Origin of the sequence: Halonotius terrestris, from assembly GCF_006861665.1 — an archaeon.
GTDB lineage: Archaea > Halobacteriota > Halobacteria > Halobacteriales > Haloferacaceae > Halonotius > Halonotius terrestris.
Map to the genome: position 1 here is coordinate 15,021 of NZ_RKLU01000012.1, position 12,051 is coordinate 27,071.

17 protein-coding genes are annotated in these 12,051 nt (G+C 60.4%); 2 read left to right on the forward strand and 15 right to left on the reverse strand.

Annotated elements, in window-relative coordinates; all coding sequences use genetic code 11:
• Nucleotides 1–29: 29 nt before the first annotated feature.
• From EGH24_RS14085 to EGH24_RS14105, 5 genes are all read right to left on the reverse strand, one after another.
• Entirely contained in the window at nucleotides 30–692 is a 663-nt protein-coding gene (locus tag EGH24_RS14085; RefSeq protein ID WP_142980756.1) for a DUF6735 family protein, read from the reverse strand.
• A 68-nt stretch (nucleotides 693–760) separates the two neighbouring features.
• Nucleotides 761–1,141, reverse strand: coding sequence for a hypothetical protein (locus EGH24_RS14090; RefSeq protein WP_142980757.1), 381 nt, complete (start codon nucleotides 1,139–1,141; stop codon nucleotides 761–763).
• Nucleotides 1,142–1,248: 107 nt separating this feature from the next.
• Entirely contained in the window at nucleotides 1,249–1,437 is a 189-nt protein-coding gene (locus EGH24_RS14095; protein ID WP_049983731.1) for a hypothetical protein, read from the reverse strand.
• 144 nt (nucleotides 1,438–1,581) lie between these two features.
• On the reverse strand, nucleotides 1,582–2,469 hold the full coding sequence (locus EGH24_RS14100; RefSeq protein ID WP_142980772.1) for a biosurfactant protein 1: 888 nt from the start codon (nucleotides 2,467–2,469) through the stop codon (nucleotides 1,582–1,584).
• Nucleotides 2,470–2,569: 100 nt separating this feature from the next.
• Nucleotides 2,570–3,496 (reverse strand): transcription initiation factor IIB, encoded by a 927-nt coding sequence (locus EGH24_RS14105; protein WP_142980758.1) that lies wholly within the window; start codon nucleotides 3,494–3,496, stop codon nucleotides 2,570–2,572.
• Nucleotides 3,497–3,792: 296 nt separating this feature from the next.
• Here EGH24_RS14105 and EGH24_RS14110 point away from each other — a divergent pair, with 296 nt between their 5' ends.
• Nucleotides 3,793–4,188 carry a hypothetical protein gene (locus tag EGH24_RS14110; RefSeq protein WP_142980759.1) on the forward strand — a complete coding sequence of 132 codons (396 nt, stop codon included), beginning with the start codon at nucleotides 3,793–3,795 and terminating at the stop codon, nucleotides 4,186–4,188.
• A 393-nt stretch (nucleotides 4,189–4,581) separates the two neighbouring features.
• Here the strand turns inward: EGH24_RS14110 and EGH24_RS14120 are convergent, their stop codons facing one another.
• The 4 genes from EGH24_RS14120 to EGH24_RS14145 all read right to left on the reverse strand — a co-directional run bounded on the left by EGH24_RS14120 (nucleotide 4,582) and on the right by EGH24_RS14145 (nucleotide 9,249).
• Entirely contained in the window at nucleotides 4,582–4,965 is a 384-nt protein-coding gene (locus tag EGH24_RS14120; protein ID WP_142980760.1) for a hypothetical protein, read from the reverse strand.
• A 551-nt stretch (nucleotides 4,966–5,516) separates the two neighbouring features.
• Nucleotides 5,517–6,383: a DNA-binding protein gene (locus tag EGH24_RS14130; RefSeq protein ID WP_142980762.1), complete on the reverse strand. Its 867-nt coding sequence runs from the start codon at nucleotides 6,381–6,383 to the stop codon at nucleotides 5,517–5,519.
• A gap of 589 nt (nucleotides 6,384–6,972) precedes the next feature.
• The gene (locus tag EGH24_RS14140; RefSeq protein ID WP_185903337.1) at nucleotides 6,973–8,859 is read right to left on the reverse strand and encodes a sensor histidine kinase; all 1,887 of its coding nucleotides are present in this window, start codon (nucleotides 8,857–8,859) and stop codon (nucleotides 6,973–6,975) included.
• Nucleotides 8,860–9,006: 147 nt separating this feature from the next.
• Complete coding sequence (locus EGH24_RS14145) at nucleotides 9,007–9,249, reverse strand: HalOD1 output domain-containing protein (RefSeq protein WP_142980764.1); 243 nt, start codon at nucleotides 9,247–9,249, stop codon at nucleotides 9,007–9,009.
• A gap of 121 nt (nucleotides 9,250–9,370) precedes the next feature.
• Here EGH24_RS14145 and EGH24_RS14150 point away from each other — a divergent pair, with 121 nt between their 5' ends.
• Nucleotides 9,371–9,631 carry a helix-turn-helix domain-containing protein gene (locus tag EGH24_RS14150; RefSeq protein WP_142980765.1) on the forward strand — a complete coding sequence of 87 codons (261 nt, stop codon included), beginning with the start codon at nucleotides 9,371–9,373 and terminating at the stop codon, nucleotides 9,629–9,631.
• Between the two features lie 2 nt (nucleotides 9,632–9,633).
• Here the strand turns inward: EGH24_RS14150 and EGH24_RS14155 are convergent, their stop codons facing one another.
• The 6 genes from EGH24_RS14155 to EGH24_RS15960 form a co-directional block, all read right to left on the reverse strand.
• A complete protein-coding gene (locus EGH24_RS14155) occupies nucleotides 9,634–10,203 on the reverse strand; it encodes a hypothetical protein (RefSeq protein ID WP_142980766.1) in 570 nt (189 codons plus the stop codon).
• Complete coding sequence (locus EGH24_RS14160; protein WP_142980767.1) at nucleotides 10,200–10,568, reverse strand: hypothetical protein; 369 nt, start codon at nucleotides 10,566–10,568, stop codon at nucleotides 10,200–10,202. The genes EGH24_RS14155 and EGH24_RS14160 overlap by 4 nt, the downstream gene beginning before the upstream one ends.
• A gap of 98 nt (nucleotides 10,569–10,666) precedes the next feature.
• Nucleotides 10,667–10,996, reverse strand: coding sequence for a hypothetical protein (locus tag EGH24_RS14165; RefSeq protein WP_142980768.1), 330 nt, complete (start codon nucleotides 10,994–10,996; stop codon nucleotides 10,667–10,669).
• Between the two features lie 31 nt (nucleotides 10,997–11,027).
• Nucleotides 11,028–11,540, reverse strand: coding sequence for a hypothetical protein (locus EGH24_RS14170; RefSeq protein WP_142980769.1), 513 nt, complete (start codon nucleotides 11,538–11,540; stop codon nucleotides 11,028–11,030).
• On the reverse strand, nucleotides 11,541–11,843 hold the full coding sequence (locus EGH24_RS14175) for a hypothetical protein (RefSeq protein WP_142980770.1): 303 nt from the start codon (nucleotides 11,841–11,843) through the stop codon (nucleotides 11,541–11,543). It abuts the gene before it with no gap.
• 71 nt (nucleotides 11,844–11,914) lie between these two features.
• The coding region (locus EGH24_RS15960; protein WP_449271762.1) for a DUF7558 family protein at nucleotides 11,915–12,051 on the reverse strand (137 nt) is incomplete at its 5' end.

Below are 12,051 nucleotides of genomic sequence, written 5' to 3' on the forward strand. Positions count from 1 at the left end.
AACCACCATCTGCTTCGACGCAAATCGCCCTACGAGCGGCTGAGTATCGTGTCCAGAGACGGTGCTTCACCGCTCGGGATGCGCAACTCTTGGCGCTTTCCGATCCACTCGCCGAGCTTCTGCTTGAGGTACTGGCGAGCCGTCGACTGGGTGAACACACCCTTGTCGACCATATCGCCAACGACGTCTTTCAGTGCCCGGAACTGCCCCTTCAGATGGCCATCGCCGACCGGCTCGCCGTCGTGCCACCGAACGGTCGCAAGCGCCCCGTTCCCGACTGTCTCGCCGTGGTCGACCGTCTCTGAATCGTACTGGAGGCCGAACCATAGTGTCCGGTAGGCGGCTACCTCGAATGTCGTCGACACCACGAAGAACGCCTCGTGGTGGAGATAGTCGAGATGGTCCGCGACGATCTCGTCGAGGGTAAGCCCGATGGCGCAGGGCTTCGGCTCGACGACCGTCGACGGGCGATCTTCACCGGCGAGGTAGCCGTCGACGGCATCTACCTCGAGGCCATCGGCCAGTTCCGCCAGTAGCTGTTTCGCCCACTTTGAGTCGGTGTCGTCGCCACCGAACGGCGACTCAGCCGAGATTCGGTGCTTGAGCTTCAGGTTGGCTGCGCCCCAATGAGAGTAATGAAGCGTGTACTGTCCGTCGGTTCGTTCGTACGCAACGAGTGCGCGGTGGCCCATTGAACAATCACCTCGTAGGACGACCCACGACTGGATCGCCCCGCACCCCTCCCGGGGGGCGAACAACGCTACTCGTCGATCAGGTCGGGGGAACTGAGGTCCGCGTACAGCACCTCACCGTCGCGGACGACGTACCGTTTCGCCAGCACGGGAAATCGGCACTTGGTAAATCCGGCCGTCTGGATGTCGAATTCTTCGTTCGGTTCGAGATACTCCGCGAGCGACCGGAGGAACTCGTGGGTGACGATGCCACCGTCGTAGTCAGGAAGCCCGTTCTCACGAGCCTCGTACACGTCGAAGCTGTCGTAGCCCCAGATGATCAGTTCGCCGTCGTCGTCCACCTCCCAGTTGAGCGTCCCGAAGCAGTGGTTCTCACAGAGTTCGCGGACTGCCTGTGGATCCGATACGAGCGCGCCGGTCGATGTCGTTGCGGCTTGGAGTGTTGCCATGGGTTGTTCTCGGGAGCTGTCTCGCGCCCCCGCACCCCTTCGGGGGGGCGAACAACCGCTCACGCTGTGACGGCCACAGGACGTTGCGCTGTCGACGCGTCGAGCTGTCAGGATTCTCTGTTGACGTCACCGTCCCTCGTCGTATTCGGTTGGGTGAGAACATCCACCTGCTCGAGGAGCGTCGTCGCGGTGCTAATTCGCTCTTGATCGGCGGGCTCCAATTGGTCGCTGTCGATACTGGTGAGGCTACTGAGCGCGCGGTGGAGTCGATAGCCAGGGGTGTCTCGTGGGTCCATGTGTGCGCCTCCGCCAATTCTCGGCGCCGAAAAACACCGGCGGGCAGTCAGCAGGTGTGGTATCGTCGGGTGGTCGCGAACTGGCTTCTGTTAACCAACAACTCCGAGCCGACACCAGGATTGTTGGTTAATTTGACGTCGTCTTTACTGACCGGCTTCAGGTTCGGGCCCGTAGCGTGGCGTGCCGCACCGCTGACAGCCCCACATTGGCTGCCCGGTCCACTCGTCATCGGGGACAGCCTCGAATTCGCGGAATCGATGCTTAGTCTCCCGATCACACTCTCGACACTCGAGGTGAGTTCTCTTTGGACGCTCGCGTCGTGGCTGTTCGGTATCGGTCTTGTCAACGGATTCCTGGAGCGCAATCGCTGGCACCAGCCAGAGGTCGTTGTCTGCGTCCTCACGTAGGCTTGCAAGACGAGCTTCGGTGCGAACCTCGCTCCCGGTTTCGTCGTAGAGAAACGTCGCGTGCTCGCCGTCGTGACGGGACTGCGTCGTCTCTGTCCACGCCGTCCGCTCACGAGCAGCCGCGAGCAGCTGATTACCACATTCAGACGTGACCCGTGTCGTCGAGGGGAGCGAGGGCCACTGATCGACAAGCTGTGGGGCCGGTTCCTCGTCGAGATCGTAGATTAGCTTGCAGTCATCGACTACTGGGTCATCATCTCCCTTCGCGAGGAGGGTGGCCGCAGCAGATCCCTTCGCGACGGCGCCGTAGAACGTCGACGCCTCTACGAGCAGCTGGATGACGTGGAGGAGAGTCCGTTCGACATTCGATGTGTCCTGGTCGTCGGCTCCTTCGAGATGGTTCGTGAGACAGAACCGGCACTTCGACTGGCCAGCGGGGATTGACGCTCCACAGGAAGCGCACTCGGTCTCATCTGCTGTCGGGTCGTCTGGATAGTCCGTGTCGACGCCACCAGAGCGTTGCCGCCGGGGCTCGCCACTACTACTGGCGAGTTGGTCGTCGGGAACGTGGGTCGCTTCGCCGAGCGGTCGGAGGGCTTCGTAGTCGGCGTACTGGTCGGTCATAGAGTGATCTGGCCGTATCATGCTTCGTCTTCGGGTTTAAATAATGGCTCTCACATCAATCAGCCTACAGACATACAACCGAAAATTAGCAGTGTGGGCGTTAGACAGCCAGTTCGTCCAGTGTGTCACGGTGGGTCCGCACGGTGACCACTGAGACGTTCGCTACTTCAGCGATGTCCGACTGGGTGAGCCACCGCCCGTCTTCGCGTCCGGCCTTGTACAGACAGGCTGCGGCGAACCCGGATGGTCGAACCCCCGTGGTTGCTCCGGTCGATTCGGATGCTTCTGCCAGCTGCCGAGCCCGCTGCCGGATTTGATCGGAGACGTCGAGCTCAGACGCCAACTGCGGAACGAACGCACTGGGCGTCACCGGCTGGGCCGGCAGGCCAAGTTCCGTATTCAGCGTCGTGTATGCGTTCGTCACCCGCGATTGCTCGACGCGCGCCGACTCGGTGATGTCGTCGAGCGTTCGTGGTCGTCCGTTACACCGACACGCGCCGTAGACGCTCGCGGCGGCCATCGCCTCGATCGACCGGCCCTGCAGGAGGTCCTCGTTCTGGGCACTCCGGAAGAGCTGGCAGGCTTGGTCACGAAGCGTCTCGGACAGTTCGAGCGCACTACTGATCCGGCGGACTTCACTAAGCCCGTGTGCGAGGTTGCGTTCAGCTTTCGACTGAAACCGCCCACGGGTCTGTTCACGCCGCATCCGAGCGAGCCGGCGTCGTTTCTGTCCTGAGAGTTCGTTCCCGTTCGCATCGGTTCCGCGGCCGATCTCCGTCGACAACCCTCGATCGTGTCGTGCCGCCGTCAACGGAGCGCCTGTGCGCTCTCGTTCGTCTTCGTCGAACCCTCGCCACTCTGGCCCGTGGTCGATCCGCTGCTCGTCGATGACCAAGCCACACTCCTCGCAGATGGTTTCGACTGCGTTGGTAGTGACCCAGCCGTCGCACTCGGGACACTGGTTCGCACTCGGTTCCGTTCGGACGTCCTCGTCGAAGTCAGTTTCGTAGATGTCTCTGGTTGCCATGAATACACACGAGGGGATACACGCAAATCGCGTCTCTCGGAATGCCCCTCACCTATCATGGGGCAAATACACACCACGGAGGACGGCGCTGATACCGATGGACTGCGGTGGCGAAAGCCCGGCCGCGCAACGGCGCGCAGCGCCGTGAGCAGCCCGGACCGTGGAGGTGGTGGGAGGTGGCGGTGACCGCGTACACACCAGCAAAAAAGGCGCGTCGCCCCGGCTCCTCATCGACTGGGATGTCTGAATCCCAACCAGACTACATTTATTGTTGCCCAAGTCGTAGTTTTCCCGTTATGAAACCCGATACGCGCGAAATCATCAACGAAGAGCTCTGGCGGAGCGTCGTCTGGCTGGCCATCGGCCTGTTTGGCTGGTCGCTTATTCTCACGTCGACGGATGTGCTTGCGGCATCAGCACTCACCGCGCTGGGATTACCTCTCCTCACGGGTGCGGTGCTGGCAGCCCTAATGGTTGGGATCCGTCTCGCGACTGGCTTGGAGTTAAAAGCGAAGACCGAAGGCAGCCAGCTCCTCTGGTTGATTGTCGGGAGTGTGCTCGGTGGATTCGTCGTGCTCTACGACGTGCTCGTGAACGGACGTGACCCGCCCATCATCCTCGGCTACGCTGTCGCTGTCGGACTCGGGGTCCTGATCTGGCGTGTTGCTCGGCGACAACAGTCGACGGTGTGAGAATGGATTGGCTCACTGCATACAACGGCCTCCTCGTTCGTATGGGGCTGTATCTTTTGATTTTCTGGCCGACGGTCGGGTACTATGTGTACCGGGATTCAGTGAAACGAGGATTGTCCTCGCCGCAACTTCGCGGGGTCACGTATGGGTTCCTGGGAGTACCGGGGCTGCTCGTCTATTTGTACCGGAAAACTCGTGCAGAGACGCAGTCAGCGTAGCCGTCGAGGTATAGCCACAGAGAACGGTTCGAACAGGCAGCATCTGAGGACAGCTGGATCCTATCAAACGAGCGCTATGTACGATAAGCCTCCCTCAACTCACCATCGCCTGTTTCATCCCATAACATCGACCAATCGCACTAATTGGTAGTTACAGGGTATTTAGTGAGCCATCTCAATTGACAATTGACGGCCCATACTGAAGAACCAGTCCAGGAATAATTACGCCGACGAAAATGAGGACGCCGACAAGCACGGTATACGGAAGAGCAGTGAAGGTACTCAATCCGAGGAAGAGCGCCACCGCTACGAATACACAGACTGAAATCACAACGTTCTCGCGGGAAACAAGTGGTTCGTTCCGTACAATAATAACCATCGAAACAGCCAGCAGTACTAAAATCGCGATTACTGCAGCGGTGAACACCTGCATTGAGTCGATTGCAAGTCCGTAGAACAACCCCAGACCGGCGAACACATACGCGAGCCCTAAGGCTGCGAGCCCGGCCAACTCTGTGTGCGAACGTTCGGCCTCCTCGTTGTCCACAGTTGTTAGCATATGATTATTTTGATGGCCACGACATATAACACCCTGTTACATCGGGGAATTGACCGCTGAGACCAGCCTACAGCACTCGATAGAATTTCCGTGTTGCATACAGAGAGAAGATATATCACGTCAGCAGGAAATTCGAAAGGTATGTCTGGTTCAGAATTTCCGTCCTCGTGGGGTGATCCTCGATACGTCACCGCTATTGTCGGTGTGCTTGCTGTCGCTGCACTGTATGTCTATAGCGCCCTCACGCAGTCTGGCCCAACAATAGGTGAAATCACGTTCGTCTTACTGGTTGTCCTCCTCCCAACCACAGTAGCCTATGAAGCCGCTCGTCGCTGGTGAACCACCTCGTCCAGTCCGCACGCTCTACGTACCAGTCACGTCAGGAAGCATAGATTGATCTCGACCTCTGGAGGGCTGTCTATGATCTCCTCTGTTAGTCCGTCTACAAGGTCGTGGCTGCGCGCGCAGCGAAGCGAGCACGGAGCGGAGGGTGGGGTGGCGGGGTCTGGGTCGGTCCGGCACATAGCAAAAAAGAAGACTGCTCCGACTGCCTATTCTTCCCACCACCGACCGCGCTCCGGGAATTCGATCCTCGACCACCCGGTCAGCGCGATTGAGCACCGACCTTCGTACCAGTTCTTGGCTGCTGCCCGGAACCGCACTGTCTGACCTTCACGCACCACTGTCTGCCCGGATTTCTCCCAGCAGGTGAACTTGATTTTCCCGCTGTCATCCGCTATCAGCCCGACTTGCTGGATGCTCGTTGAGGAAGGCTCCCAGAGGGTCTCGATTGTTCCTTCGACCGTTACCTCACCGACCGGGACGTCCGGCACGTCCGCGATGGGCACGATTGCACCGGGGACCGCCTTCTGCTCCTCCAACGTCTCCAGCACCGCCTTGGTCACGTCTTGGCCGCGTTGCACCTTCTCGGCCAGCTGCTTCGCGACGACTGCTCTCGACCAGCCGCCCTGCACTTCGTCGTTGATCCGCATCGCCTGCTTGTTCACCGCCGCGAGTTCCTTCTGCGTCAGCTTCTCTCGGGGATCCGTGCGCTCCACCGGTTCGGGCTCGTCCCGGCCACACTGCTCGACGACGACCTCTCGCGTCCGCTTCGCGCGCCCCTCCTGCTGACTGAGTTCCGCCTGGGCACTGATGTGCTCCAGCTCGGCCTCCCGGGCCTCGATGCGTTCCTCCTGTTCGAGAGTCTTCCCGAACAGGTGATCCGGACCTTCCTCGACCCGCGCGTCTGGATGGTTGGAATCGACCTTCGCCTGCACTTCCATGTCGACTGTCGCCCGGAACTCCGGGGTCTCGTCGACGACTTCGAATCCGTCCTCGTCGACCTCGACGTCATCGTGTTTCTCGAAAGCCTGTTCATCGACCGAAACCTCATTACCGAAGACGTTCTTACTCGACATTGGAGTTAGTACAGCTCCTGAAGGCGCTCACGCGCCCGACACCGCGATGCCTCAACATCGCGGATTTCCTCGACGACAACGACCGACAGAACCATCTGCGCGCTCTCGCTCGCGCCTTCGCGAGCGCCCTGTGGGCGCGAGCGAGAGCGCGCCTCAGGGAGGCCACCCAACCAGCACCGCGCGCCGACCCGCCCGGAGCGAGCGGCCAGCGGAGAAAGCGTGGGGGGTGAGCAGCGACGCGGCGCAACCCCTCGCGCTTTCCCGCTGGCGCCGAGGGCACATGCATTTTAGCCCGGAACGGGCGCGGGCGGTGCGGAGAGCGCCCGCACGCCCGGAATGGTCGGTCGCGAGCGACGCGGAGGGCGGCAGCGGCGAGCGGGGCGGGCCGTCACGGACACACCTGTCCAGCCGGCCACGTCGCTCGGTGAGCCATTCACCGTCCTGGCGGACTCAGAAAGGGCGAGGCCGCCTCGGTCGTTCCCCGACCCCGCAAGCACCGCAGGCACGAGGCGCGCAGCGGCGGTCGCGGGACGTCGAGCGGCCGAGGGCTTTCGTATCCGTGGCCTCACGCTCTCAATAGTGAACTCGATCAGGTGCCTGAAACCTCGAACCGGGCCCCACCGTCAGTGCCCTCGGTGACCGTAATCTCCCACCCGTGGGCCTCGACGATCCGTTTGACGATGGCGAGCCCAAACCCGGTACCGTCCTGATTGGTCGTGTACCCGCTCTGGAAGACGTCGTTTCGTTCGTCCTCCGGAATACCGGAACCCGTATCTTCGACGAAGAAGCCGCTGTCAAGGGCCCCAAGACGAATCGTGACCCCATCACCGCCGTGTTCGATCGCATTCCGATACAGGTTCTCGAACAGCTGGATGAGCCGACTGTGGTCCGCCTCAAGCTGGACGCTCGACACGATCTCGAGCGAGGCGGCTTCAGTTGCCACGTTGTTCCAGGCTTGATTAGCAACCGTGCGAAGCGCGACCGCCTGCGTCTCGCCGACCGCATCGCCCTCACGAGCGAGTGTCAACATATCCTCGATGAGTCGTGACATCCGATCGAGCGCACGGTCGATGGCGTCCACGTGCTCTAGTTCGCCAGTCATCTCTAAGAGCTCCAACCGACCCTGAGCGACGTTCAACGGATTCCGGAGGTCGTGGGAGAGAATGCTGGCGAACTCTTCGAGCCGGTCGCGTTCGCGTCGAATGGTCGACTCAGCCTCGATGCGCTGCAGGGCTGTCGTGACGTGTGTTGCGAGCATCTCGGCGACCTCTTCATCGCGGGCGGAGAACGCCCCTGGCTCGTACGCAAACGCTTGCAGCACCCCGTACTCCCCAAGCGGGATGCTCAACAGCGCTCGTGGCTCTGCTGGGTCCGCGTCCGGCTGAGTCCCCCCGTCCTGACGTGGGGACTGTGCTGCCGAGCGCGTATCCGTCAGATCGTCGAGTCGGAGGATCTCACCCGACTGGTAGCTCTGCCCCGCGTACCCGAGCGTTGCGGACACGGGCTGACACTGGTCAATGGACCCCTGGTCCGAACTGGCAGCTGGCACGAGTTGGTCTCCGTCCATGGTCGCGACACGGGCAACATCAGCGGGAAAGACGTCCACGGCCCCGTCTGCTGTGCGTTGGTACACCTGCTCGCGGGAATCCGCACTCGTAATCTCAGTCGCAACCTCGTGCAACTGTGTGACTTTCGACGTGTGGTCACGAAGCTGCTGTTCGGCTGTTTTCCGGTCGGAGATGTCCTGAATGACGCCCGTGAAGAGGTGGTCATCCGCTACGCCGTATTCGCCGAAACTGATCTCGACGGGGAATTCCTCGCCATCAGCTCGCAGCCCGGCTAGTTCGAGGCCGTCCCAGTCGATAGTTTGGGTTTCCTTCGAGAGGTATTGAGATAGCCCCTCGAGGTGGGCCTCACGGAACCGAGTGGGCATCAGCGTGGTCAGCGACTTACCGACGAGGTCAGTCGTAGGATAGCCGAAGAGTTCCTCGGTCGCGTCGTTTGCGTACCGAATCGTACTCGTTTCGTCGATTGAGATCACTGCGAACGACGAGTTCTCCGTGAGCGCCCGGAAGCGATTTTCCGAGAGTTCGAGCTGGTGTTCGCGTGCTTGCAGTCCCGTTGCGTAGTAGCCGAGAAGCACACCAGCGGCCATGAAGATGCCAGCGCCGTTGAGATTCAACACGACCGGTTCGCCGGATGGGACCTGTTCGAGCGAGATGATGAAGACGAACCAGAGATTGACGGCCACGCCGACGATGGCCCCGCCCAACGTCCACTTCGACAGCTGTTTGATCCGGGCTATTGAGGTCGTTCTGGCGAGCCATATTCCCCCGACGATGAGTCCAATGCCAACGCCGAATGGGAGGACGACTTCGATGAAGTCGACGACTGGCTCGTCGGTGTCTATAGCGGCTCGGGCAAGTGTGGTCAGGAGAAGTATAACTCCAAGGATGGTGACTGACCATCGACTCACCGCCCGAGACCAATCCCTCATCTGAACGATATACCAGGTTCTAGGTTCATAATTGGACTGATTGGAGAACGTACACAGATCCACTTCATACATCGGCTATACCCGTAATCAGACGATTCGAGGAACCGATAGTCCACGGATGACATTCTATTGCTCTCCACTGCAGCCGCCTTCGGAATCGATGATTTCGACACTGTTGCCCATAACTGCGAGCTGAATCCCCTCGACAGTCACACGAACCTCGACTGGTCCACTGGATTGGGCTACCAGTTGCTCAAGTGCTTCGACGTCGATATAGTCGTGTAACTGGTACTGGTCGCGGTCCACCCCACACGATTCCAAGGCCTCGATAATTTCTACGGTGAGGGTTTGTGGTGAGGACTGGTTCATCTCAATGCTCGTGGAGTAGAGTGGGGAGTCGTTAAAACATTGGGAGTCAACTACAGAAGCTTATCGCTTCTATGTTTGACTTAGCGCATTCGGGATAGCGTCGGCGCAACCACAAGCGATTATGCGCTTTGACGCCGACTGGATGTCTCGTGCTGATGACCGCATTCTAGAGCATCTTTCTGACGACGGCCCCGACACCCCGAAGGAAATGGCGGACAGCGATCGGGTCCGATTCTCCCGGCAGCACATCAACGCCCGGTGCAAGACGCTCGTCAAATACGGACTCCTCGTCCACCTCGGCAACGGCGTCTACGACATCACGCGAACGGGAGAGCAGTATCTCGCCGGCGAACTTGACGCTCGTGACCTCGAAGCTGACTGAACCTATCCTTCCAGAAGCATGACTAACTGGGCGACGTACGGGCTGTTGTCCCAGCTCCGGTGGGGGCTGATCACGCTAAGTAGCGTTCGTGCCTCCTCGTGGGTCATGTGGCCGTTCCGGGCGTAATCACAGATGAGACGCGGTGTCGGGACGATACGCGGCCCTTCGAGCACCGCGTGGATGAGCGGGAAGTTCGTGCCGCCAAATTCGTCGGTGAGAAAGCCGTCGACGTCGAGCGCGTTCGCGAGGACGATGCCATCAGTTTCGCCGTCATCGAGCCCGAACGTCGGTCGCGCGTCCGGGGTATCCTCGCGCGCATACGGATCTTCGACTGTGTAGTGGCCACGGGCCGCGAGGACGTTACTCGCCGCAGCGGCGTGGATATCCTGATACTGCGTGATATCGCGGAGTTCTGCGACTACTTCCAGAGGGACGACCACGTCACAGGAGGTGAGCAGGTACTGGAACGGGTCGGGAACATCGGTACCGATGGCTGCATCCGCACGGGGCACCGCGAGACTGACGAGCGCACTCGTATCGGCGACGACTGTTCGCAGCCGTGGACCGCTCATCGATCGTCGTCGACCGCGGTGTCGACCGTCGTCACATCCCCATCGTAGACGTCGACGTCGTCGGGCGCAGCAAGATCGAGAGGTTCGTCCTCGAGATCCGCTTTGAGGAGACGGAGTCGCTGGGCGGTCTCGGCGCCGACCAGTTGCTTGACCGTCTCGAACTCGAGCTGGTCGTCGTAGTACTTCGTCGCGACCAGCTCTTGGAACGTCTCGCTGTCGGCCGTGTCTTCGATGTACTCCCGGATGGCATCGACGAGGAGGTCTGTCCGATCCTTGTCGAAGAGGTCGGCGATGGCATCCAGCCGGTCGACGAGGTACTCCGGCGACTGGAAGTGAACCCGCCGGGGATCGTCACTTGCGCTCATTCTATGTGCAAGTTCTGCACATAGACGCATAACGGTTTCGGCGTTTGCACAGAGCTTGCACATTAACGCCCGTGGAACAGGAGGGGTTTACGCCGATCTCAGCTGTCGTTCTGTGCGTTCAGTTCGTCGAGGAACTGGCCAGCGGTCGTCCCGACACGAACACCGTCGACGTTGGACATTTCGAGGTCGTGAATAGCGGTCCGGAAAGGCGTGCCGTCGACGAGGACACGGTGAACGATGGTGCGGATGGGATCGGTCCCGTACCTATCGACGACAGTCGCCATCATCTCGTCGAGATGTGCGTCCCGGTGCTCCGTCCGGGGATGCTGTGCGCGCTCGAGGATGAGTTCGACCACGTCATCAACTGATGCGTGCTCGGGATTCTTGGTTCGTTCACAAACGTCGTAGAGAGCGTCGTTATCGGACATTCCAAATCACTTCGAAGGATACTCCATGGTGTCAGGGCTCCTTGAGCAACGAGCGAGCTCGCTGCACGTANCTGTTCGNNCCCCAGCTACGGGCGTCACTGATCGCATCGAGGAGCAACCGCGCNTCAGCAGCTGATAGGTGTTCAGTTCGAACGAGAACCGAGAGNANCGTCGGTGTCGTGACGAGCCGGGTATCAGCGAGTGAGGCGTGGATCAAGCCAAGNTGGTTGAACTCGTCACAGAGGAAGAGCGCAGCATCGAGATTATTCGCGAGCGTGACCGCCGCATTTTCACCGTCATCGAGCGGAAACTCGGCATCGAGGTCCACCGACTGTGTCGTGAATGCATCCACCCGGTCGAGGACGGTGGACGCGGCGTGCCCATGGACGTCATCGTACGAGGCAACCTCTCGGAGTTCATCGATGACCGCCGTTGGGACGACGACCTCGTACCGGGAGAGACAGAGTGCGAGTGGATCGGGATCGTCGTCAGTAACAATCCCGAGACTCACGAGGGCGGAGGCATCTGCGATAAGGCGCGACATCTATGCGTCAGCAACCTCGTCGATGAAGTCCTCGTCCAACTGCTGTTTCAACACTCGGAGGTTTGCCGCCTCCTCGGCGCCGACGAGCGCTTTGAGTTGCTCAAAGGTGATCTCATCGTCGTAATAGGCGGCAGCGATCTCCTGGGTGAGTGCGTCGTCNTGAGCNGCGTCNTGGAGNTACTCCCGAAGCGCGGTCACGAGGATGTCTGTTCGGTCTTCCCCGAGGACTGCGGCCAGTGCGTCGGCCCGGTCGATGAGCCGATTGGGGGCCCGAAACTGCACGCGCTTCTTATCGGTGCTCATNATGTGTACATTGTGAGCCAACGCACTTAGCCGTTTTCGTGTGTACGATGTGAGCCTCACGCGGCCAAGCGTCACTCGGCAACGAGGTGCTCCGTGAGGTCACGCGTCCAGTACGTCGCGAGCCCACCAGGGCTACAGCGAGCACACAGTTGGAGCGGCCCCTCGAGATGGCCGAGTTCGACGCGGAACCGGGTAAGTGCCGCGAGGG